Annotated in this window: 20 protein-coding genes; 17 read left to right on the top strand and 3 right to left on the bottom strand. The window is 56.3% G+C overall.

All coding sequences use genetic code 11. From position 1 onward, the window contains the following. Window positions 1–78 precede the first annotated feature (78 nt). The 3 genes from STH12_RS06645 to STH12_RS06635 all read left to right on the top strand — a co-directional run bounded on the left by STH12_RS06645 (window position 79) and on the right by STH12_RS06635 (window position 5,646). Window positions 79–1,608: a tryptophan halogenase family protein gene (locus STH12_RS06645; protein WP_126166824.1), complete on the top strand. Its 1,530-nt coding sequence runs from the start codon at window positions 79–81 to the stop codon at window positions 1,606–1,608. A 100-nt stretch (window positions 1,609–1,708) separates the two neighbouring features. Beyond that, window positions 1,709–3,631, top strand: coding sequence for a glycoside hydrolase family 13 protein (locus STH12_RS06640; RefSeq protein ID WP_237158776.1), 1,923 nt, complete (start codon window positions 1,709–1,711; stop codon window positions 3,629–3,631). 5 nt (window positions 3,632–3,636) lie between these two features. Further along, complete coding sequence (locus tag STH12_RS06635; protein WP_126166822.1) at window positions 3,637–5,646, top strand: alpha-amylase family protein; 2,010 nt, start codon at window positions 3,637–3,639, stop codon at window positions 5,644–5,646. Window positions 5,647–5,778: 132 nt separating this feature from the next. Here STH12_RS06635 and STH12_RS06630 read toward each other — a convergent pair whose 3' ends face one another. Next, window positions 5,779–6,402: an FMN-binding negative transcriptional regulator gene (locus tag STH12_RS06630; protein ID WP_164551154.1), complete on the bottom strand. Its 624-nt coding sequence runs from the start codon at window positions 6,400–6,402 to the stop codon at window positions 5,779–5,781. Between the two features lie 625 nt (window positions 6,403–7,027). Here STH12_RS06630 and STH12_RS06625 point away from each other — a divergent pair. Together STH12_RS06625 and STH12_RS06620 are read left to right on the top strand one after the other, a co-directional pair. After that, entirely contained in the window at window positions 7,028–8,626 is a 1,599-nt protein-coding gene (locus STH12_RS06625) for an MFS transporter (RefSeq protein ID WP_126166820.1), read from the top strand. A gap of 36 nt (window positions 8,627–8,662) precedes the next feature. Continuing rightward, window positions 8,663–11,200 (top strand): glycoside hydrolase family 15 protein, encoded by a 2,538-nt coding sequence (locus tag STH12_RS06620; protein ID WP_126169446.1) that lies wholly within the window; start codon window positions 8,663–8,665, stop codon window positions 11,198–11,200. 162 nt (window positions 11,201–11,362) lie between these two features. Here the strand turns inward: STH12_RS06620 and STH12_RS06615 are convergent, their stop codons facing one another. Both STH12_RS06615 and STH12_RS06610 read right to left on the bottom strand, forming a co-directional pair. Continuing rightward, window positions 11,363–12,391, bottom strand: a complete 1,029-nt coding sequence (locus STH12_RS06615) for a LacI family DNA-binding transcriptional regulator (protein ID WP_126166819.1) — start codon at window positions 12,389–12,391, stop codon at window positions 11,363–11,365. A 117-nt stretch (window positions 12,392–12,508) separates the two neighbouring features. Continuing rightward, on the bottom strand, window positions 12,509–13,195 hold the full coding sequence (locus tag STH12_RS06610) for a DUF3334 family protein (RefSeq protein WP_126166818.1): 687 nt from the start codon (window positions 13,193–13,195) through the stop codon (window positions 12,509–12,511). 291 nt (window positions 13,196–13,486) lie between these two features. Between STH12_RS06610 and STH12_RS06605 the strand changes: the two genes are divergently transcribed. From STH12_RS06605 to can, 12 genes are all read left to right on the top strand, one after another. Continuing rightward, window positions 13,487–15,103 (top strand): methyl-accepting chemotaxis protein, encoded by a 1,617-nt coding sequence (locus STH12_RS06605; protein WP_126166817.1) that lies wholly within the window; start codon window positions 13,487–13,489, stop codon window positions 15,101–15,103. 109 nt (window positions 15,104–15,212) lie between these two features. After that, window positions 15,213–15,611 (top strand): ACT domain-containing protein, encoded by a 399-nt coding sequence (locus STH12_RS06600; protein ID WP_126166816.1) that lies wholly within the window; start codon window positions 15,213–15,215, stop codon window positions 15,609–15,611. Window positions 15,612–15,687: 76 nt separating this feature from the next. Continuing rightward, window positions 15,688–15,945 (top strand): HPr family phosphocarrier protein, encoded by a 258-nt coding sequence (locus STH12_RS06595; RefSeq protein ID WP_126166815.1) that lies wholly within the window; start codon window positions 15,688–15,690, stop codon window positions 15,943–15,945. A 15-nt stretch (window positions 15,946–15,960) separates the two neighbouring features. Further along, window positions 15,961–17,664, top strand: a complete 1,704-nt coding sequence (gene ptsP, locus STH12_RS06590; RefSeq protein ID WP_126166814.1) for a phosphoenolpyruvate--protein phosphotransferase — start codon at window positions 15,961–15,963, stop codon at window positions 17,662–17,664. Between the two features lie 71 nt (window positions 17,665–17,735). Beyond that, window positions 17,736–18,245: a PTS glucose transporter subunit IIA gene (gene crr, locus STH12_RS06585; RefSeq protein ID WP_126166813.1), complete on the top strand. Its 510-nt coding sequence runs from the start codon at window positions 17,736–17,738 to the stop codon at window positions 18,243–18,245. 90 nt (window positions 18,246–18,335) lie between these two features. After that, a complete protein-coding gene (locus STH12_RS06580; protein ID WP_126166812.1) occupies window positions 18,336–18,680 on the top strand; it encodes an ArsC family reductase in 345 nt (114 codons plus the stop codon). Further along, window positions 18,677–19,822: a succinyl-diaminopimelate desuccinylase gene (gene dapE, locus STH12_RS06575; RefSeq protein WP_126166811.1), complete on the top strand. Its 1,146-nt coding sequence runs from the start codon at window positions 18,677–18,679 to the stop codon at window positions 19,820–19,822. Before STH12_RS06580 ends, dapE begins: the two co-directional genes overlap by 4 nt. Window positions 19,823–19,893: 71 nt before the next feature. Then, window positions 19,894–20,520: a M15 family metallopeptidase gene (locus STH12_RS06570; protein WP_126169445.1), complete on the top strand. Its 627-nt coding sequence runs from the start codon at window positions 19,894–19,896 to the stop codon at window positions 20,518–20,520. Continuing rightward, entirely contained in the window at window positions 20,517–21,344 is an 828-nt protein-coding gene (locus tag STH12_RS06565) for an alpha/beta fold hydrolase (RefSeq protein ID WP_126166810.1), read from the top strand. The genes STH12_RS06570 and STH12_RS06565 overlap by 4 nt, the downstream gene beginning before the upstream one ends. Before the next feature lie 116 nt (window positions 21,345–21,460). Further along, window positions 21,461–22,642 carry a porin family protein gene (locus STH12_RS06560; RefSeq protein ID WP_126166809.1) on the top strand — a complete coding sequence of 394 codons (1,182 nt, stop codon included), beginning with the start codon at window positions 21,461–21,463 and terminating at the stop codon, window positions 22,640–22,642. 11 nt (window positions 22,643–22,653) lie between these two features. After that, complete coding sequence (locus tag STH12_RS06555) at window positions 22,654–23,082, top strand: type 2 periplasmic-binding domain-containing protein (protein ID WP_126166808.1); 429 nt, start codon at window positions 22,654–22,656, stop codon at window positions 23,080–23,082. Window positions 23,083–23,242: 160 nt separating this feature from the next. After that, entirely contained in the window at window positions 23,243–23,860 is a 618-nt protein-coding gene (gene can / locus STH12_RS06550; protein ID WP_126166807.1) for a carbonate dehydratase, read from the top strand. Window positions 23,861–23,968 lie beyond the last annotated feature (108 nt).

The following is a 23,968-nucleotide window of genomic DNA, read 5'->3' as shown; positions in this document are numbered from 1 at the left end:
TCGGTGAGGGCATTTTTTTATCCGCCATTGCCTGATAACGTTCAGTTAACATTGCGATGGCTGCAAGGGGGAAAGCAGATGACAGAAAAGCACAGCGCCATTACCTCGGTACTGATTGTTGGTGGAGGCAGCGCCGGCTGGATGAGCGCCGCCCTGCTGGCCAGAGTTTTTAAAGGCAGGCTTGCAATCACCCTGGTGGAGTCCAGCGAAGTCGGCACCATTGGGGTTGGCGAGGCGAGCATTCCGCCGCTGACGCTGTTTAATCAGGCCCTTGGCATCGACGAAGCCGAGTTTTTGCGCCACACCCAGGGCAGCATCAAGCTGGGGATCGAATTTCAGGGCTGGGGCGACAAACACAGCTGCTACATGCATGCCTTTGGCGCCATGGGCAAAGATCTGGGGCTTATCCCCTTTCATCAGCTGTGGCTGAAACGCTTTCTTGGCAGTGGCGATACCGGCAATAGTGCCAACCCGGCGAGCGACTTCTGGCGCTACTCACTCAACAGCCAGGCCGCCAAGGCCAATCGCTTCGCGCCAATGGCGCAGATTCATGGCACGCCGCTTTCCGGCCTCACCCACGCCTACCACTTTGATGCCGGGCTCTATGGCGCCTTCCTTAAGGACTACAGCACGGCGCGCGGCGTGACCCACATCGAGGGTCATATCGCCTCGGTGGATCTTGAGCACAGCCATCACGAGCGGCGCATCGCCTCGGTCAGCTTAACAAACGGTGAGGTGCTCAGCGCCGATTTTTACATCGATTGCTCCGGCATGAAGGCGCTGCTGATTGAAGAGGCGCTGGGTGCAGGTTTTGATGACTATAGCGCGCTGCTGCCCTGCAACCGCGCCATAGCCGTGCCTTCTGAGCGCACCGAGCCACTGACCCCTTACACCCAATCAATTGCCTTTGAAGCTGGCTGGCGCTGGCGGATCCCGCTCAATCATCGCACCGGCAATGGCGTAGTCTACTCCAGCGAGTTCATCTCAGACGATGAGGCCGAAGCCAGGCTGCTTGCAAGCCTGGATGGCAAGCCACTTGGCGAGCCAAGGCGCATCCGTTTTACCACCGGCAGGCGTAAACAGCAGTGGGCCGGTAACTGTGTCGCCATTGGCCTGTCCAGCGGCTTTCTGGAGCCGCTGGAGAGCACCAGCATCCATCTGGTGCAATCGGCGCTGCTGCAGTTGGTGCGCTTCTTCCCCGCCAGCAGTGATTTCAAGGCCAGCCGCGACGGCTTTAATCGCGCATCACAGCAAGAATTTGAAGAAATTCGGGACTTTATCCTGCTTCACTATGTGCTGAACCGGCGGGATGAGCCCTTCTGGCGCGCCCGGGCGGCGCTGACATTGCCCGAAAGCCTGGCCCGCCGGATGGCGCTTTTTGCCGAAAACGGCAGCCTGGAGCGCCACTCGGATGAACTCTTCTCTGCCCTTGCCTGGCAACAGGTGCTGTTGGGGCAAGGATTGGTACCGATAAGCCACGCCCCGATAGCTGATACAGTGCCGGGGCCTGAGCTTGCCGAATATCTTGAAAATATACATAAAATTCAGCAGCGCGCGCTCTCATCGCTACCACTTCACAGTGAGTTTTTAGCTAAACTGTCTCGCTGAAAGGATATGAATTATGGTCAACGTTAGTTTTTCCCCGGGCAGCACCTTAGCCCCCAGGTCCGCAGTCACCTTTCCAAGGCGCCTTGTTGTCAGCAGCCTGATGCTGTTGCTGTTATCCGCCTGCGAAGACGCCCCAATGCTCGACGTCTCCCCCAAGGCACTCCAGAGCAACAGCCAAATCCAGGTGTCACCGCCAAACTGGTGGGCTGGGATGCAAACGCCCACTCTTGAGCTGATGCTCCAGGGTAAAAATCTGCAAGGCGCGCAGGTCAGTATTGAAAACAGCGGCCAAGCCCTGGGCGTAAGCATAGTAAGCACACAAGCTGCCGACAGCCCCAACTACCTGTTTGTGACCCTGGATGTCTCCAAAGCGCAGCCCGGCACTTTCACCCTGAACATCGCCAAACAGGGCGATACCATCAGCCTTCCCTACCGCCTCGATGAACGTAACTTAAGCCCGGCGCATCAGGGGTATTCCAATAAGGACGTGATTTATCTCATCACGCCGGACAGGTTCGCCAACGGCGATACCGGTAACGACAATGTGGCGGGCTATGCCGATCGCGCCAGGCCCGATTTTGATGGCGGCCGCCACGGGGGCGATCTGGCCGGAATAGCGAGCAGACTCGATTATCTTAACGACCTTGGGGTCACCCAGCTTTGGATAAACCCACTGCTGGAAAATGCCCAGAACGAATACTCTTACCATGGCTATTCCATCACCAATCACTACCAAATCGATCCGCGCTTTGGCAGCAATGATGATTATGCAGCGCTTGGCCTCAATGCCAGCAAGGCTGGCATGGGACTTATCATGGATGTGGTGCTCAATCACATCGGCTCAGGCCACCCCTGGATGCAGGACTTGCCCTTTGCCGATTGGGTTAATCCCCAGTCACAGCACACCAGCCACAGGCGCACCGCAGTTCAGGACCCTTATGCTGCCCCCGCAGATGCCGCAGCCTTTGCCGATGGCTGGTTTGTGGAGTCGATGCCCGATCTGAATCAGCGCAATCCGCATCTGGCGCGATATCTTATCCAAAACACCCTCTGGTGGATTGAAACTGCCCGTCTCAGTGGCCTTCGTATCGACACCTGGTCTTACTCAGACAAAACGTTCTTGAAGGCCTTTTCCCATGCGGTACTCGCCGAATACCCCAAGTTGAACATGGTGGGTGAAGAATGGAGCAGTAACCCTGTGGTGGTCAGCTACTGGCAGGCCGGAAAGCAAAACCCGGATGGCTATGACAGCGAACTGCCGGGGCTGATGGATTTCCCCCTTTACGAAACCCTGCTGCAGGCGGTAAATGAGGACGAAAGCTGGGGCAGCGGCCTTATTCGGCTCTACGAGGCTCTGGCCAACGACAAGCTCTACCCCAGTGCCCAAAATCTGGTGCTGTTTGAAGGCAACCACGATACCAATCGTCTTTACAGCCTGCTTGGATGCGACATGCACAAGTTCAAGCTGGCGCTTGCCTATGTGCTGCTGTCCAATCGGATACCTCAGATTTTCTATGGCACCGAGTTTGCCATGCAAAGTCCGGTTGAGGGCCGCAACGATGGCGCCGTGCGCGCCGATATGCCGGGTTTCACACAGCAAGCCTTTGGGCAAAAAGAGATTAACGCCATGGCTGCGGAGGCCAAAGAAGCCTTTGCCTTCACCCGCGCCCTATTGCATTACCGCAAAACGAGCGAGGCTATCCACAAGGGCAGACTGGTACACTTTGTGCCGGAAAATGGCATTTATGTGCAGCTGCGCCTCGCTCCCCACCATCAAGGGTCTGACAGCACAACGGCTGCAAACGCTGCTGGCAAAAATCCGGCGTCCGACGCGCCCGAAATCATCAGTAAAAACCTGATGGTCATTTTCAATAAAAACAAAGAGACCACAGCGCTGGATATGCACCGCTTCGCCGATTTCCTGCCCATTGCCGGCGAGGTGACTGATGTATTGCAAGATAAGCGCTTTAGCCTGCCGGCCACACTGGATGTGTCGGCCCCTGTGACCTTACTGGAGTTTTAATGGCCATGGATTTCGTCATCTCAGCCCATGCAGCACGCCCTTTTCGGTTTAAGCGACGCATCAGGGCTATCGCAGCGCCGCTGCTTTCGCTTGCTGGCCTGCTGCCACTTCACAGCCTTGCCGCCGAGAAGCTGGAGCTGAACTCAGATATCAGCGCGGCAACCGCGCCCGACAGCCTGCAAACCCCGGCGCCGCTGATATACCAGCTGCTGCCACGGGTGTTTGGCAATCAAAATCTGACCAACAAGCCCTGGGGCAGCATCGAAGAAAACGGCAGCGGCAAGTTTGCCGATATCAACGATTCCGTGCTGGCCGATATCGCCGATTTGGGTGTGACCCACGTGTGGTACACAGGGGTGCTGCACCATGCGTCGCTCACCGACTACAGCGCCTATGGCATAGATAAAGACGATGCCGATGTGGTCAAGGGCATCGCTGGCTCACCTTACGCCATTCGCGACTACTACAACGTCAATCCGGATCTGGCGCTCGACCCTGCAAAACGCCTGGATGAATTCAAAGCCCTGATTGAGCGCACCCACGCTGCAGGCCTTAAGGTGATTATCGATATAGTGCCCAACCATGTGGCGCGCCGTTACCGCTCCATCAGCGCCCCCGAAGGCGTTGAAGACTTTGGCGCACGGGACATCACCTCGGTCGTGTTCGATAAACACAATAATTTTTACTATGTGCCCGGCAGCGACTTTCTGGTCCCCCAGGACACAAACAGGCCACCTGCCTCAAACCTTGACGCTGTAGGCGCTGCTCAGGATGGCCGCTTTGCGGAAAAACCAGCCAAATGGACCGGCAATGGCTCAAGCGCCAAGCAGCAACAGGCCAACCAGCCAGGGTTGAACGCCCCCAAGCCAGATGACTGGTATGAAACAGTGAAGCTTAACTATGGTGTGGCACAAGATGGCACCCCCCACTTCCCGGCGCTGGCTGACGCACTTGCCTTCGCCCCAATTGCGCAGCATCAGGCCTTTTGGGCGCGCCAGACCGATTTGCCCGATACCTGGCTTAAGATGCGCGATATCAGCCGTTTCTGGCTCGATTTAGGGGTCGATGGTTTTCGGTTCGATATGGCAGAAATGGTACCTGTGGCCTTTTGGAGCTTCCTTGCCAGCGACATCAAGGCCAAACGCAGCGATGCACTGCTGATTGCCGAAGTGTACAACCCCAAGCTGTATCCCTATTTCATCGGCTTTGGCAAGTTAGATCTGCTGTACGACAAGGTCGGCCTGTACGACACCTTAAAGGCCGTCAGTCAGGGTAAGGCGCCCATAGGTCTCATCCAGCAGAGGCTCAGAGAAATAAGCCGTTATGCGCCCCATATGCTGCATTTCCTGGAAAATCACGACGAGCAGCGTATTGCCAGCCCCGAGTTCCTCGGTGATGCGCAAAAAGCCTTGCCCGCACTGGCGGTTTCAACGCTTGCGACCGACGGCCCCTTTATGCTGTATTTCGGCCAAACCCTCGGGGAAGACGGCAGTGAAACCGGCGGATTTGGTAAGCCAAGCCGCACCAGTATTTTCGATTATGTGGCTGCACCGGCCATGGCAAGGTACTTAAAAACCGATCCCCGGGGCGGGTTTGGCAGCCACAGCCAGCCACAGGAACTGGCACTGCGGGCTGACTATCGCGCCCTGCTCGCGCTGGCGCCCAACATAAAGGCCACGCCGGGTGCCCAACTGACGACACATCAAGGCGCAAACATGGTTAATGGCAAGGTTAGCATCCACAATTATCTGAGCATACGCCGCGGTGACTATCTGATTTTGGCCAACTTTTCTGATTCAGAAGTCACCAACATCGCTAATCCTGCCAATCCGTTCGCCAAGATTGAACTCCTGGCCAAGGCGCATGCAAATGGCAATGATAAAAGCCCCGAGGCCGATGTTAATGGCGCCAAGGCCGAGCCGCAGCTGCTGCTAAGTCTGCCGCAGCGAAGCGAGGCCAATGGCAAAGAACTCGCGCCCTGGGGCGTGAATGTCTACAAGCTGCCTTCAAAATAATTATCACCAACATGAAAAAAGCGGATCTGATCCACCCCAGATCCGCTCTTTTTTTATCCACTTTTGTGGTATGAAGTGCCAGCGACCGCCTGGCTCTCACTCTGAATCAGGCTCTTTTTCAGGATCAGGTTCTCACTCAGAAGCTTTCTCGTCTTGCCCAAGCCCCAGATTGAGCCGATACATTTCTGCCAGCAAGGCGCTGGCCTCCCGATGTGTTGAGGCTTCAAGCCCGGCCGTCACCCCTTGTTGATCGTCGGGCTTACGTTGCTGCCCTAACTTGGCTTTGCCTTCAATTTTTTCGATTTGGATTTCAAAAACAACGATGGCGGCGCTCAACCTGGCCACGTAATCCGTTGGCATCAGCGCGCCCGATAACAGTCCAGGCTCAAAGCGGTTTACTGTTTGCATCAGGGTGTCCATGGCCTGCTCCCCCTCAAGCAGCGTCACCCGGCCTGTTACCTGCACTGCGGTGTAGTTCCAGGTAGGCACCGCCGGACCTTTGGCGTACCAGCTGGGGCTTATGTAGGCATGGGGCCCGGAAAATACCGCCAACACCGACTTGCCATCCAATTCCTGCCACTGGGGATTGGCTCTGGCCATATGGCCATAAAGTCTGGTGCCACAATCACTTAAAATCAGCGGCAAGTGGCTTGCTTCAATGCCGCCTTCGGCAGAAATCAGCAGCGCAAACGGCTCACGCTTGATGAGTTCGCAGGCTTGCGCCTGGTCGAGTTGTAACTTTGGCGGAATGTACACGAATAACTCCCTGCTGAACGCTTTGGCTAAAGGCCGCGGATAAAGGTTTTGGAGACCGGCGTTGACGAAGTACCGGGCGAACGGGCTCTGGGCAATAAAGAGTCCCTGGCATGGACTGCGCCCCAATGGCTGCGCCCTGCAATGCCAACACCAGCTTAACAGGCCTGACTGCAAGCCTGAAGCAGAAACGGCAAAATCAAATAAAATTCAGTCAGTAAGCGAGAAAGCCCGCTACCTGCCGCCTGCAAAGGCGTGTTACACCAAGGTTATTACGCCGGTATGAATACGTATGTAGAGAGTTGTCAGTCACATTGGTGCAACTTAGGATGAACACGCTGATTATGAGCCCCCTTGGGGGCTGGGTCGTTACGGAAGAATGGACCTTCCGGCTTTGGAGTACCTTCCCGGTTTCGCTTCCACGAAACAGGGACAAGGTCTTGGGCGGCGAGCGTCTGAGGGAGGCTCTCGCCGCTGATTTTTTCATCAAGCATTCATAACATAGCCCGGGCGACTAACGCCCTGTATCCCAAAGCATAACTGTACCCATCAGCATCAATGCCCAATAATAACAGACAAGGCCGTTCCCAAAGAGCGCAGCCATTGCCGGTCAACAAGCAGGACACCTATGAATTCATCCCGGACCACCGCCTTTGACAGCGCCGAGGCGAGCCTTACCCAGCCGCCCAGCGCGCATCTGAAACCCATGCTGTCATTCTGGCAAATCTTCAATATGTGTTTTGGCTTCCTTGGCATTCAATTTGGCTTCGCCCTGCAAAACGCCAACGTGAGTCGAATTTTCCAAACCCTGGGCGCCAGCATCGATGACATTCCCATTCTGTGGATTGCAGGCCCCCTCACCGGCCTTTTGGTGCAGCCCATCGTGGGGCACCTTTCCGATAACACCTGGAACCGTCTGGGCCGTCGCAGACCTTACTTTTTAATTGGCGCCGTGCTGACCACACTGGCGCTTTTTGTCATGCCCCATTCACCCTACCTGTGGGTTGCCGCCGGCATGTTGTGGGTGATGGACGCCTCTATCAATATCGCCATGGAGCCTTTTCGCGCCTTTGTCGGCGATAAACTGCCGGAAAACCAGCGTGCCAAAGGCTTTGCCATGCAAAGCTTTTTTATCGGCATAGGCGCTGTGGTGGCCTCCATGCTGCCCTATCTGTTGTCCAACTACGCCGGTGTGGCCAATACCGCGCCCGAAGGCCAGATTGCCGATACCGTGCGCTACTCCTTCTATCTTGGTGGCGTAGTGCTGTTTTTGGCGGTAGGTTGGACCATAATTACCAGCCGTGAATACAGCCCTGAGCAAATGGCCGCGTTCGAGAAAGGCGATGCCGAGGGTAACCAAGTCGATAAGGCGCACAGCCGCAGTGCTGCCCAGTATCGCAGTGGCGCCCTTATCTGGTCAGTTAGCGGTCTTATGATTACCGCTGTGACCGCCGCGCTCTCGCTTGATAAACAGCTGTATATTCTTGGCTTTGGGGTATTTGCCTTTGGCCCGCTGCAATATTACTGCGCTGGCGTGGTCAGTCGCTGCGCGACTGAAGCCAATTGTCAGGCACGCTGCAAGCAAGGCATGGTGTTCACCGTGGTGGATGACCTTTTCCATATGCCCGATGCCATGAAGCGCCTGGCCTGGGTACAGTTTTTTTCCTGGTTCGCGCTCTTTGCCATGTGGATCTACACCACTGCGGCGGTGACCTCTTTCCATTACGGCACCTCAGATGTGCTTTCCAAGGCCTACAACGATGGCGCCGATTGGGTTGGGGTGCTGTTTGCGGCCTACAACGGCTTTGCGGCGCTCGCCGCCATGGTGATCCCGCTGATGTGCATGGTGTTTGGCCTGCGCGCGGCACACATGATTAACCTTTGCTTCGGCGGTCTGTCGCTGATGAGCTTTTTCATCATCAAAGACGGCAGCTTGCTGTGGCTGCCCATGATTGGTGTTGGATTTGCCTGGGCGTCGATTTTATCGGTGCCCTATGCCCTGCTGTCCACCAGCCTGCCTGCGGGCAAGATGGGAACCTACATGGGGATTTTTAACTTCTTCATTGTGATCCCACAGCTGCTGGCTGCAACCGTGCTGGGATTCATCCTTAAAATGGTGTTCGCCAATGAGCCCATTTATGCCCTGATTGTTGGCGGACTCTCCATGGTGATTGCTGCCCTGTGTATGTTGCGCCTGCCAAGCACCGCGCCGTCCAACAACGCCTGATACCAATAAAAAACGGGAGACATTCACGTGCCATCCATGACCTCATTTTTACGCCCCAATGCCCGCCTGGGCGTGCGCAAAGCTACACCGCTGAGCGCCCTGTCCTTCGCCGTTGTGGCCGCCCTCGCTGCAGGCTGTAACGACAATGCCCCTAAGCAGCCTGAAGGCAGCAGCGCCGCCCCAGTGACTGTGAGCATTGCCCCGGGCGCGCCCGGCGCCACGCCAACCTGGGCCTTTGCCGGCAAAACCGGTATCGGCACCAGTTATGAGCCCTATATCGACGGTAAGTATCAGGGCAGCGATGCCAATCCGCTGAGCCGGGTGTGGTTCTCTGTCGCCAATGGCGTGCTGACCGAAACCATGTACGGCCTTATTCATAATGCCCAGCTGCGGGAACTGTCTTTTATTATCAAAGGGAAAGACTTCGTCGACTTTGAAGCCAAAGACACCAGCCACAGCCAGCGCTACCTGCATACCGATGCCCAGGGACGCCCTGAGTCGCTGGCCCTGGTGCTGGAAAACACCGACAAAGATGGTCAGTACCGGATTGAAAAGCAGCTGATTACCGACCCCCACCGCGACGCGCTGGTGATGAAAGTCACTATCATGGCCATGGCCGATGGCATCACCCCGTATCTGTACGCCGATCCACAAATGGATAACGGCGGCGCCGACGACATCGTCTACCTGTCGGACACAGGCTTTATTGCCGCCCAGGGCAGAATGGCCGCAAAAGCCGATACCAGTGCCATGAGCATTCGTACCAGCGTGCCCTTCGTGGCCCGTCAGGTTGGGTTTGAAGGCGCCTCAGCCGGGGTAGAAAGCATCCAAAAAGGCGCAGCCCTTAACGGCTTCAGCCAAACCTTTGAAGGCTCGGCCAACGAGGCAAACGCTGTTGGTAACATTGCCCTGACCGGTGAGCTTGCTTCGCTGAACAAGGGCGACACCCTGAGCTTTGAGGTGGTACTCGGCTTTGGCAAGGCCAGCAGTATCGATGCGGCCGCGAGCCTTGCAGATGAGACCGCTAAGAAAAGCCTTGCCGCCGGTTTCGATGCCCTTGCCGATGATTTTGCCGGGAACGACAAAACCCCGGGCTGGCGCCAATACCTTAAATCGCTGCCTGCACTCAATGCCATGGCGCAGCAAACTGCCGATGGTGGCAGCCTGCTGAATCTCTCGGCCATGGTGCTTAAAGCGCAGGAAGACAAGACCCACGCCGGCGCCCTGATAGCATCCCTGTCCAATCCCTGGGGCGACACCATTGCGGCAGTCACCCCAAGCACAGGTTACAAAGCCGTCTGGCCACGGGACTTTTACCAGTGCGCCATGGCATTTTTAGCCATGGGCGATACCCAAACTCCCAAGGTTGCGTTTGAGTACCTCCAGCAAATCCAGGCAGGGCCAAACCTCGCTGGCTATGAAGGCGTTCCTGGCTGGTTTTTGCAAAAGACCCACGTCGATGGCGAGATTGAATGGGTCGCGGTGCAGCTGGATCAAACCGCCATGCCGGTGATGCTCGGCTGGAAACTCTGGCAAGCGGGCGTGCTCAGCGATGATGAGGCCCGTCGCTGGTATCAGGATATGCTTAAACCAGCAGCGGATTTTCTGGTAAGCGGCGGCGCCGTGAGCCTGGATTGGAACAAGCGCAGCATCACGCCGCCCAAAACCCAGCAGGAGCGCTGGGAAGAGCAGGAAGGCTATTCCCCTTCCACCATGGCGGCGGTGATTACAGGCCTGAATGCTGCCGCCGCGCTGGCACGTCACGCAGGTGATGAGCCCTCTGCCACGGGTTATGCAAACGCCGCCCGCGACTACGCAGCGCAGCTATCATCACTCACGGTGACCAGCAACGGCCTGCTGGCAGAGCATCCCTACATAGTGCGTCTATCACCCAATGGCGACCCCAACAGCAGCGCCAAACTGGCCGACAACAACGGCAGGCCAGGACTGGATCAGCGTGAAGTGCTGGATGCCGGCTTCCTTGAGCTGGTGCGCTACGGCGTTGTCAGCGCCGATAACCCGCTAATCCGCGACAGCCTGGCATTGGTGGACAGTGAATCCCTCAGTGACAACCTGAGGGTGAAATACAACTTTGTGACCCGCAGCGGCAACTCCTTCCCCGGCTTCAGACGCTACGGCAACGATGGCTACGGTGAAGACACCCAAACCGGTGCCAACTACGCTGAAAAAGGTGAAAACAGCCCCAACCAGCGCGGCCGTGTCTGGCCTTTTTTCACCGGCGAGCGTGGCCACTATGAATTGGCGGCGGTAACCCAAAATGGCAAGGCCCTCAGCGATGAAGCGCGCCAGGCCCTGGTCAGTACCTATGTTGCCGGGATGGAGTCCTTTGCCAACGCCGGTGGCATGTTGCCCGAGCAGGTGTGGGACGGCATTGGCGATGCGACCCGTTTCCAATACAAACTCGGCGATGGCACCAACTCGGCCACTCCGCTGGCCTGGACCCATGCCGAGTATGTCAAACTGGTTCGCTCGGTCACCGATGGCGCTGTGTGGGATGGCTACCCGTTCAAAACAGATGCCAGCTTTGGTGTTGCCAAAGAGCCTGCCAACTAACGGTCTACTCGAGTAGACCCATTGCAATAAAAAAGGAGCCTTCAGGCTCCTTTTTTTATTGTTAACGCTGCAGTTTTTCATTACAGCGCTGTGGCTTTCAATACAGCTCTGCAGTTTTCAATACAGACCAATGGTTTACCTCATCGTTCTAGCGGATAAGCGTCAAAGGTCGATGCCGCAGGACTTTCGCACCACCAAACTGGTAGGAATGAGTTTTGGCGGTACTTTTTCGCCGCGGATCAGTTTAAGCAGTGACTCCACCAGCATTTCACCGGCAAGCTGGGTATTTTGCTTGATGGTGGTCAGCGGCGGATTGGCAAAACTCGCCACCGGAATATCATCGTACCCTACCACGGCCACATCTTCCGGCACCCTGAGCCCCGCTTCTTTAAGGGCGCGAATGGCACCGACGGCAATCAGATCGCTGGCGGCGAAAATCGCATCAAAGTGTGCACCCTTGCGGATCAGCATATTGGCGGCTTCAAAGCCGGCATTCTCGGTGCTGATGGCATCCACCTGACGGCGTTTATCCACCGCAAGACCGGCATTTTTCAGCGCCCGTACGTGCCCAAGGTAACGGTCACGGAATTCGGGGCTGTGGCTTGAGGCATCACCCAAAAAGGCAAATTCGCGCCTGCCGAGGGAAATAAGGTGCTCGGTGGCAATCAAACCGCCCTGCTGATTATCACAGGCCACCGACGCCACCGAGGATTTATTATGCTCAGCGCCCCAAATGACAAAGTGGGTGTTTTGCGATAACAGCCGCTCCAGCTTGTGCTCGTAGTCCACAAAGTCACCATAGCCCAGCAGTATGATACCGTCGGCCTTGTTGCTGTCTTCGTAGTCGGCGTGCCAGTCGCTTGAGAGCTGCTGAAACGAGATCAGCAGGTCGTAGCCCTGCTTGGCCGTGGCACGGGTAATGGAGCCCAGCATCGACAGGAAAAACGGATTGATGAGCGAGTCATCATTGGTGGGATCTTCACACAACAGCAGCGCCAGCGTGTGGCTGTTCTGGGTGCGCAGGTTACTGGCGTTTTTATCTACCTTGTAGTTGAGCTCGCGGGCGATGGCTTTGATCCGCTCTTTGGTCTCTTCACTCACAAGGGGGCTGTCGCGCAGCGCGCGGGACACCGTGGACTGGGAAACCCCGGCCCGGTAGGCGATATCGATGGAGGTCGCTTTGTTTGCCATATCCGGATTCTTGTTATTATCACAAAGGTCCAGTCACCGAGGCGTCTGGCCGCCGCGCCACGTTGGTGCGGCGACTCCATGGTAATTCAACAAAAATCCCTTGTATAGCAACAGCCTTCAGATCCCAAGCTCATCGAGCAGATCGTCAGCATCATCGGCCACTATGCCCTTGCTGGCCATTTGCGACCAGGGCGACTTGCCGTTGCCGTGCTCTTCAAGCAGTGAGTCGGGGTCAAACTCTTCGTCGAGTTCAAATTCCTGGGTTTTGACAAACTCTGTCTTATCCATGGCGAACTCAAGATAAAAGATGTGGTTGCTCTCGGTGCGAAACGATACCCGTCTGGCAATGGGCTCATCGAGGTTGGCATCAATGGAGATGGTCAGCTCTTTATTGATGGTCAGCATCTTGGGCTGGCTTTGGCTGATGGAGGTTTGCAGCTCCTTGGAAACCTTACTGATAAAGTCGCCGAGGATTTGATTCATCAGCTCACCCATCACGTTACCCACTTCATCGGAAGTGTGGGAGAACGCCAGTTCACTCTCCGGCATCCCCATGTTGAGCATGTAACGGCGGTAAATTTCCACGGCCGCTTCGGCGGAGAAGTTAATCACCACCAGCCCGGAGAAGCCGCCATCGAAAATAGAGAAACAGCCCAAATCGGGGCGAAGCCGAGTCCGGCTGATGTTTTGTACCATGGCTGCGTGGGTCACCCGGCTGCCACTGGTGTGGGACAGCACATGGGACACCGAGTGGCACAGCTTCAGCAGAATGTCATCGGAAGTTACTGTTTGGGTTGCACTCATCTTGGTTCGCCTTTTCTTGTGATTACTTAATCTTGAGCACAAATGGCCGATAAATCAAAGTCTAAACAAATGATTAGCCTGCCAATTGCTCAATTTGGCGACAATTAGCCCGTAACAGGCTGATTTCCCACGCAGGAACCAGGCTCAGCTCACATTTTTATACCGTACGAAAGCCGCCGCCCTGGATCACGGAATTCAACTTTTCGCCGATTTTTTACAAACCCATAACCGGGAAAATGCAAGCTTATACGGTAAAATCACCGCGGTCTTACCCCTGTTACGGAGATGGCAATGATTTCCTTGCTCAGAAAGTTCACCATTTTGCAGCGGCTGATCCTGATGTTGGCGCTCGCGGCGCTGGGCACTGTGTGTTTTGCCGCCTTCAATATCAAAGAGCAGTACAACAACCTTGAAACCCAGAAATGGTTGCAAAACGACGGCCAGCTGGACACAGCGCTGTCGCTGATTGATGCCCATAATGCCCAGGTGCAGCGGGGTGATATCAAGCTGGACGATGCCAAGCGTGAAGTGGCTGAGCTGTTAAGCCTCGCCCACTACGGTAATGGTGGCTACTTTCTGGTGGTCGATGCCGACGGTACTGTGCTGGCAGCCGGCGGTCAGTCGCACCTTCAGGGCCATAAGCTTGCCGACAAGGCACTGCAACAACTCATTGCCAAGGCCCGCAGCGCCGGTAAAGCCACGGCGGCGCTGGATGCCATCAATCCGGACACCCGCAAGCAGGGTGAGCAGCTTGCCGAAGCGCGGTTTTACAGCCCCTGGCAGTGGTCGGTTATCACCGGCGCCTTTGTTGCTGATATCAATGAGGCCATGGAAACCGCCATCTGGCACACCCTTATCATTATGATGCTCATTTCAACGCCGCTGTTTGCCCTATTCATGGCGCTGAATCATTCAATTACCTCGCCGTTGGAACGTGCCATCGCCGCCATGGAAGACATCGCCGATGGCGATGGCGATCTGGGCGCCCGCCTCGATACCCGCGGCAAGGACGAAGTGGCGCGTCTTGCGGCCGCTTTTAACCGCTTTGCCGAAAAAATCGGTTTCCTTATCAAGGATATCAAGCCGATGGGCGCGGAGCTGTCAGAAGATGCCAGCGCCCTCACCCATGCGGTGGCCACCGCCAATCAAAGTGGCGAGCGCATTCACCGCGAAACCGAAAGCGTGGCCGCCGCCATTCATGAAATGCTGGCCACCAGCCATGAAATGGCCCAAAACACCCAGCAGGCCGCCGACTCAGCCTCCAAGGTGCAGTTGCAGGCCGAAGACAGCCAAAGCCTGATGAGCCAAACCGTGCATCAAACCGAGGTGCTGGTTGACAAGTTAAAGGCCGCCGAGCAAACCACAGCGCGCCTCAGCGCCGCATCCGGGCAGATTGGCAGCATTCTGGATGTCATTCGCTCAATTGCCGAGCAAACCAACCTGCTGGCGCTGAACGCAGCCATTGAAGCCGCCCGCGCCGGTGCCCATGGCCGCGGCTTTGCGGTGGTAGCCGATGAAGTGCGGGCGCTGGCCAACCGCACCCAGGACTCCACCAACGAGATCCAGAAAATCATCTCAGAAATCCAAACCGGCATCGGTGAAGTCACCCAATCCAACAGCGCCAATCAGGAACTGTCGGTTACCCTGCAACGCCGTGCCCGTCAGGCTGGCGATGCCATGGATGCCATTTTGTCGCTGATAGCCCATATCAACGACATGAACACCCAGCTTGCCAGTGCCACCGAAGAGCAGTCGCTGGTGACCGAAGAGATAAACCGCAACATCAGCAATATCTCCGAGCAAATGCAGATGTCGGTACAAAGCAGTGACAGCAACAGCCGCGCCGCCTCCTCGCTGCAATCCATTAGTGGCGCGCTGGCCAAGGCGCTGAGTCAGTTTAAAGTCTGACACCCAACGCAAGCCGATGAGGGATCTTTCAGGTCCCTCTTTTTATGCGCAAATTTTGTGTTAGGCTAAGATTTCCGGCCACTCAACGGGACACAGCAGGAGATACTCAGTGCGCTTGACTCTGGCAGTTCATCCCGAGCTTTACACCATTCACAGCTTCAGCCCCGAGGCTTCGCCCCCGGCTGAGGTTTTCTCCCAGGACATGTTTTTTATCGGTAAAACCCGGGAAGAGTTGTCGGTGGTGGTGCCATCCCACATGGATCTTGACAGCCTCGAGTGCGAGCCCAACTGGATTTGTCTGGAAGTGCTGGGGCCACTTGGCTTCTCCATGACCGGCATTTTGTCGCGCATTTCGGCCACACTGGCGGATGTGCAGATCAGCATTTTCGCCATTTCTACCTTTGATACCGATTACATCCTGGTGAAAAAGGAAAAATTACCCCAGGCGCTGGCCGCCCTCAGGAAAAACGGATACCAAATCATCGAGTATCCCGAGCGCCAACCCTGAGCCAACCCCCGAGTGCCTTGCCTGCATCGCCGCCTTGGTGGACAATAGCCGCATTCTTTGCCGGACAATCAACGCCATGTACGAAAAAATCGTCACCATCACAGCCCCCCATGGGATCCATACCCGCCCTGCCGCCTTACTGGTTAAGGAAGCCAAGTCGTTTGGATGTGACGTGATAGTCGAGTGCAATGGCAAACAGGCCAGTGCCAAAAGCCTGTTCAAGCTGCAAACCCTCGGCTTATATCAGGGGGTTAGCGTGCGGGTATTCGCCCAGGGCCCCGAAGCCGAAGAAGCGGTGGAAAAGGTCTCGGCGCTGCTGGTTACCTTAAGCTAAGGGTCGGGAGGAGTTATGCAGGTTAACGGAATAGCCATCAAACCCGGTGTTACCTTTGGGGAAGCGCTGCATCTCAATCACGGCCACAAGCCGCTGGATTATCGGATGCTGCCCATCAAGCGGGTGCCGCAGCAGGTAAAGCGGCTCGATGACGGCCTGGCGCGCCTGAAAGAGCAGCTGCAAACCAGCCTCGATGCCCTCGCCCCCGACAGTGAAGCCCACGCCCTGGTCGAAGCCGACCTCTTGTATCTTGATGACCCGGATCTTCGCGATCATATTGTCGACACCATTACCCAGCTGCAATTTTCCGCCTGTGTCTCTATTGAGCGTGTATTTGCCCACCAGGCAAGCGAGCTAGAGGCCATGGACGACCCTTACCTTGCCCAGCGCGCCGACGATGTGCGCTGTTTGGGCAAGCGCCTTATTCAATCGGTATTTGGCAAAATTGGCGCCGAGCCCGGCAAACTCACTGCGCCCACCATTCTGCTCGCCGAAGATATCACCCCTGCCGAATTTGCCACCCTGCCGCTTGAGAACGTGGCCGGCATAGTGCTCAAGTCCGGCGGCCTTACCAGCCATACCGCTATTTTGGCCCGGGCCGCTGGCGTGCCGGCACTGCTGAGCACCCCCTACAGCGAGCTTGGCATTGTTAATGGCGACGCCTTGGTAATCGATGGTGACAGTGGCACCTTATTTAAAAATCCCGCCAGCGAAGTACGCTCTGAACTTGAGCGGCGCGCCGCCGAGAGCGCTGCCGCCCGGGAGAAACTAAACGCCTTTCGCGACCGTCCGGCCATGACATCTGATGGCCATGAGGTAAGCCTGCTCGCCAACGTAGGTAATCTCAATGACATAGTGCAGGTGGCAGGCCTTGGCGCCGATGGTATTGGCTTGCTGCGAACCGAATTTATGCTGATGCACAGCGATACCCTGCCAGACGAGCGCACCCAGTATCAGCTTTATTGCGATGCCCTGCATGCCCTCGAAGGCCGGGTGCTGACCATCCGCACTTTGGACGTGGGCGCCGACAAAGAGCTGCCCTGCCTGTGCCAGGCAAAAGAAGACAACCCGGCGCTGGGAATGCGCGGCATCCGCTATACCCTCGCCAATCCGGCACTGCTGAAAACTCAGCTCCGGGCAGTGCTCAGAGCCGCCAATCACGGCCATATCCGGCTGATGTTCCCCATGGTGACCCAGGTGGAGGAGCTCGATGCAGTCATGGCGCTGATAGAAGACTGCAAACGCGAGTTGGATGATGAAGAAAAGGGCTTTGGCGATATCAGCCTCGGGATCGTAGTGGAAACCCCGGCCGCGGTGCTCAACCTGCCGGCCATGTTGCCGCTGCTGGATTTTGTCAGCATTGGCACCAACGATTTAACCCAGTACGCCATGGCCGCCGACCGCGGCAATCCTTGCCTTGCCAAGGACTATCCGGCGCTGTCTCCGGCGGTACTCAGGCTTATCAGCATGACGCTGCAAAGCGCCCGCAGTCAGGATGTCAAGGTGTCGCTGTGCGGTGAAATGGGCAGCGATCCCACGCTGGTACCACTGCTGCTGGGGCTCGGATTTGATGAAATCAGCGTCAACGTCGGCGCTCTGCTTGAAATCAAAGCGGCTATTTGCGCCCAGGATTTCAAGCGTTGCACTCAGCTTGCCGGTCAGGCACTGATGGCCGACCGATTATCTGAGTTGGTGTCCTGTATAAGTGGCTATAAATAAGCTAAATGTTTCAGTATGATGTCATATCCGCTGCCGCAAAGAGCAGCCAATGAATTAAGGGGCAAGCAGTCATGGGATTTTTCAGCCGAATTCGGCGACTGATTTCCGGGGCGCCAACCATCGAAGGTGGCATTGCCATCCATGCGCCTGTGTCCGGCGAGATCTACCCCATTGAAAAGGTGCCCGATGTGGTGTTTGCCGAGAAGATTGTCGGCGATGGCATCGCTATCGATCCCGAAGGCGATACCATTCTCGCCCCCATCGACGGCACTATCGGTAAAATTTTTGAGACCAACCACGCCTTCAGCATCGAGTCGCCCCAGGGCCTTGAGCTGTTTGTGCACTTTGGCGTGGGCACGGTGGAACTGCGCGGCAATGGCTTTCGGCGCCTTGCCGAAGAAGGCCAGCAGGTCAAAGCCGGCGATCCTGTACTGGCGTTCGATCTTGAGTACCTCAAAGGCCAGGTCGACAGTCTGCTCACTCCGGTGGTGCTGGCCAACATGGAAGATATTAAGTTTCTGGAAAAATCCCAGGGCCGGGTCGAAGCCGGTAAAGACATCATTTTCACCGTCGAAATTTGAAATTCCTTCAAGGGGCCGCCGGACACTTGAGGCCTTATGGCCCAAATGCCACAATGCGGCCCTTTCCTGTTATTAAGCGGAGTTCCCACTGTGACACTCTTTGGCATTAAAAACTGCGATACCGTAAAGAAGGCCCGCAAATGGCTCGAAGCCAATGGCCATGCCGTTCCTTTCCATGATTTTCGTGTCGATGGTCTGGCTGCAGAGCAGCTGAATGACTGGGTTGCCCGCATCGGTTTCGAGCCGCTGCTCAATAAAAAATCCACCAGTTTCCGTGCCCTGACCGACGAGCAAAAGCAGGACATAGACACCGCCAAGGCCGTTGCGCTGATGCTGGAATACCCGACTCTTATTAAGCGCCCTGTGCTGGTCAAAGGCGATGCGGTGTACACCGGCTTTAACGACAAGCTGTACAGCGAGGTATTCGGCCAATGAGCCATGAGAACCACAGTGACGTGATTGAACTGACCCGCGAGCTGATTTCACGCCCGTCGGTGACACCCCTCGATGAAGGCTGTCAGGAGCTGATGGCAAAACGCCTTGCCGCCATCGGCTTTCGCATTGAGCCTATGGTGTTTGAAGACACCACCAACCTCTGGGCCCGCCGCGGCACCGAAGGCCCGCTGTTCTGCTTTGCCGGGCACACCGATGTGGTGCCGGTTGGCGATATGAACCGCTGGCACACGCCGCCTTTCGACCCTGTGGTGATTGACGGTTATATCCATGGCCGCGGCGCCGCCGATATGAAAGGCTCCCTCGCCGCCATGGTGGTGGCCGCCGAGCGCTTTGTGGCCGAGCATCCTGATCACCCGGGCTCCATCGCATTTCTTATCACCTCCGATGAAGAAGGCCCCTTTATCAATGGCACTGTGCGGGTGGTAGACACCCTCGAAGCGCGCAATGAGAAAATCACCTGGGCCTTGGTGGGCGAGCCATCAAGCACCCATCAGCTTGGCGATGTGGTGAAAAATGGCCGTCGCGGCAGTCTTACCGGCAACCTCACCGTCAAGGGCATCCAGGGGCACGTGGCCTATCCGCATCTGGCCGATAACCCGGTGCACAAGGCCGCGCCAGCGCTGGCCGAACTTGCCCGCATCGAGTGGGACAAGGGCAATGAGTTCTTCCCGCCCACCAGTTTTCAGATTGCCAATATCAATGCAGGCACCGGCGCGTCCAACGTGATCCCGGGCGAGCTTAAGGTGATGTTCAACTTCCGTTACTCCACTGAAGTGACCGCTGAAATCCTAATCTCCCGGGTGCTTGGTATTCTTGATGCCCATGGCCTTGATTACGATATCGACTGGGTTTTCAATGGTCTGCCGTTTTTGACCGGTGATGGGCCGCTGCTGGAAGCCACCCGCGAAGCCATCTTCGAAGTAACAGGCATCCACACAGATCCGCAAACCACCGGCGGCACCTCCGATGGCCGATTTATCGCCCCCACCGGCGCCCAGGTGATTGAACTTGGTCCGGTGAACGCCACCATTCACAAGGTGAACGAGTGCGTGAAAGCCAGCGATCTTGAGCTGCTGACCAGCTGTTATCAGCGCATTCTGGAAAAGCTGCTGTGCCGGTAACCGGTCTCGGCGCCAGCGCCTCGCTTTACGGCATCAGCCAGCCTGAGCTGGTCAATGCCGATGGCTTTTTGATGCGTCCGGGCACTGCCCGGGCTTATCTTGCCATGAAGGATGCCGCTGCCGCCGACGGTTTGCAGCTGGCCATCACCTCTGCTTATCGTGATTTTTCCCGCCAGCTTGACATTTGGAATGGCAAGGCTGAAGGTAAGCGGCCGCTGTTTGATGCCAATGGTCAGGCGGTCGATATCAAGGGCCTTGGCGACGATGAGATAGTCAGCACCATTTTGCTGTGGTCGGCGCTGCCGGGCTGCTCCCGTCACCATTTGGGTACCGATTTGGATCTGTACGACGCAGCCCATATCAGCCGTGATGACCTTAAGCTCGATACCGCCGAATATGCCGCAGGTGGCCCCTGCCATGCCCTAGCCTGTTGGCTTGACAGCAACGCTGCCCGCTTTGGTTTTTTCCTGCCTTATCAGCAAGGCAAAAGTGGCGTATCACCTGAGCCATGGCACCTCAGCTTTGCCCCCGAGGCCGAGCCTCTGATAGCAGGATTTGATACGGCTGAACTTGGCCGTCATCTTAACTCCCAGTCGCTGGCGCTCAAGGCCGCAGTGCTTGCGCGTCTCGATGAGCTGGTAGACCGTTATGTCCGTTTTTATGCCACACCCTCTTTTACTCTGGATGATGTTTTATGACTTCCTTTGATGCCTTCAGGCACAGTTTTCAACTTCCCGACACCCACTTAAGTTACCTGGACATGGGCCAGGGCCCGGTGCTGCTGCTTGGCCACAGCTACCTGTGGGACAGCCTGATGTGGCGCGAGCAGCTTGAGGTGCTTGCCAGGCACTATCGGGTGATTGCGGTTGACCTGCACGGCCATGGCGAGTCCGGCTCAGTGCCGCCTCGGGTGAACAGCCTGCGTGTGGTCGCCGATGACATGCTGGCGCTGATGGACAGCCTTGAAATTAGCGAGTTTTCGGTTGTTGGTCTTAGTGTCGGCGGCATGTGGGGCGCAGAGCTGGTACTCAAGGCTCCTGCCCGGGTGCAGACACTGGTAATGATGGATAGCTTTATCGGCTTCGAGCCGGAAGTTACCCGCGCCAAATATTACGGCATGCTCGATGTGATTAAAGCCGCCGGCAGCATTCCTGCGCCCATGATTGATGCGATTGTGCCGCTGTTTTTCTCAAACAGCCCCGAAGAACGTCTAACCAGTGCCTTTGCCGCCAAGCTTGCAACCCTTGCAGGCGAGCGCATCGCCGATATCGAGCGCATGGGCCGGCTGGTGTTTGGCCGCCGCGATACCATGGACGATGTAGAGCAACTTACCCTGCCGGTACTGGTGATGGTGGGTGTGGAAGATAAGGCCCGCAGCGTGCTGGAAAGCTATTTAATGCACGACGCCATCGACGGCAGCAAGCTGGTGCATATCCCGGCTGCAGGGCATATCTCCTGCCTCGAGCAAAGCGCCTTTGTTAACGACGCGTTGCTCGCCTTTTTAAGTGAGCACCTGCGCTGATTTCGCCTTAGTTCGGTTATCAGGGGCCTTAGGGCCCTTTTTTGTTGCCAAAAGGTGAATTTTGCGACTTATCAACTAGCTTTAAACTGTCTTTCCCCTCAAAAGGACTAAGAGCCATGAGAAAAAGTACAGTCGCAGCGACCATTGCCGCCTTGCTTGCCTCTCCCGGGGTGTGGGCGGAAATCCAAATCAATGGCTTCGCTTCCATAGTGGCTGGCAGCAGCCTTGATGATGATAAATCCCTTTACGGTTACGACAGCGAAATCGACTTCAATCAAAACACCAAGTTTGCCATTCAGGTAGCGGCAGATCTTGGCGGTGGGCTCAGGGCAACAGCGCAGCTGCTCTCCCGTGGCCGTAACGACTATGACGTTGATTTTGAATGGGCCTATCTGTCTTACGACATCACTGACAACCTGATGCTGATGGCCGGCAGGCAACGCTTTAACCTCTACAAATACTCTGACTACATCGATGTCGGCTATGCCTATCACTGGATAATGCCGCCTCAGGGGGTATATTCACTGCCCTTCAGCAGCGGTGAAGGTGTGGGTCTGGTGTATTCCACCCTGTGGGGCGATACCGATGTTGGCATCACCTACAAGTACATCACCTCCTCCATCGACGACTACGTACCATCCGGTACCAATGTCGCCCCGGCGCCCTACTCAGCCAAGGGCCATATTGTGAACCTTAACTTCACCACCGGTGACTTCGAATACGGCCTGAATCTTGGGTATGTGGCGGAGCTGAGCTATGAATACCCGGATCTAATTGCGCTGGCGGCGGCTGTTGACGGCACAGGGCTGTTTCCGGCCGGTACCGGCGATGAGATTTTGCCGATAGATGACTCCGCATCCATTATCGGCGTGCACGCCAAGTACGATCCGGGCAGCTGGTTTATTCTCGCCGAATACACCAGCATCGACCTTGACCCCAGTGCCTTTGCGCTGCAGGACTCGGCGTTTGTCTCGGGCGGTGTTCGCTTTGATTCCATCACCCTGCACGCCACCTATGGCTGGGATGAAAATAAACCTCAGTACGATGCCTACGACGCCATGCTGCCTGTCTACAACGCTATGCCGGCACCGGTTCAGGCACAGCTGGCACCACTGATGGCCGGCACCAGGATGGCACTCGAAACCCAGCAGCAGGACAGCTACTACTACACCCTCGGCATGCGTTGGGATTTCCACCCCTCCGCCGCCTTCAAGCTGGAATACACCGACTTCACCAATGACAAGGGCCCTGCCTCCGATGGGCAATTGCTGTTGATGGGCGTGGATCTGGTCTTTTAAGGAGCAGCCTGATGAAAAAGCTTACCTCTTTGCTGAAACAAGGCCTTATCACTCTGGGCCTGTTGGCACTGGCACCTGTGGCCATGGCAGAAGTGGCTGTGGTGGTGCATCCCAGCAATGCCGTGTCCATGGATAACGGCGATATTTCCCGCATTTACCTTGGCAAGCTCAAAACCTTTCCCGGCGGCGGCCCCGTGGTGCCGCTGGATTTGAAAGAAGGCAGCGCCACCCGCAGCGCCTTTGTCGACAAGGTACTTGGCAAGTCCGAAAGTCAGCTCAAGGCCTATTGGTCCAAGCTGGTATTTTCCGGCCAGGGCCAACCACCCAAAACGGTAGAGGATGCAGAAATGCTCAGTCTGGTGGCCGCCAACCCCAATATGATTGGCTTTGTGGATGCCGCCAACGTCAATGACTCGGTGAAAGTCATCGCCCGGTTCTAAGGCGTGCACGGTGGATGAAAAACAGGCGCCGCGATGGGCCTGTTTTTTATTGGATTATCAGTATTTTCGTCCAGATCACAGCTTTTTAAGATGGATTGACCAGCCAGAGGAATATTTCCTGATACACTAGCGCCGTATTTCGCCAAATTACGACAACAAGATGAAACTACTCAAACCCTTGTTCGACAATAACCGTCGATGGGCACAGCGCATCCTGCAGGAAAATCCAGGCTTTTTCGAAACCCTGGCCAAGCAGCAAAACCCTGAATACCTGTGGATTGGCTGCTCCGACAGCCGGGTTCCTTCCAATCAAATCATCGACTTGCTGCCGGGCGAAGTCTTTGTGCACCGCAATATTGCCAACATGGTGATCCACACCGATCTTAACTGTCTGTCGGTGCTGCAGTACGCCGTGGATGTGCTGCAGGTGAAGCACATCATGGTAGTGGGCCACTACGGCTGTGGCGGCGTACGTGCGGCCATGGGCAGCGCCCGCCTTGGGCTTATCGACAACTGGCTGGGCCACCTTCGCGACATTCATCGCCTGCATCATGAAGAGCTTGCCAATCTCGATGACCAGGCGCGCTTCGACCGCCTGTGTGAGCTCAATGTGATTGAGCAGGTGGCCAATGTCAGCGCCACCAACATAGTCCAGGAAGCCTGGTCGCGGGGTCAGGAACTGGCGATACATGGCTGGATCTATGGCATCGACAACGGCCTGCTCACCGACCTTGATGTTACCGCCGATCGTAACGCATTTGTCGCCCAGCAAAGCTGAAGCGCCTCCGCCGCTCCACACCATGTTGTAATCAGGCAGTCAAGTGACTGCCTTTTTAATTTTTTTCGCGCCCCCTTATCGCTATCAAGTTGCCAACCCAGTTATAAT

The organism is Shewanella khirikhana, assembly GCF_003957745.1.
Classification (GTDB): Bacteria; Pseudomonadota; Gammaproteobacteria; order Enterobacterales; family Shewanellaceae; genus Shewanella; species Shewanella khirikhana.
This window is presented reverse-complemented; position numbering and strand designations above follow the sequence as displayed.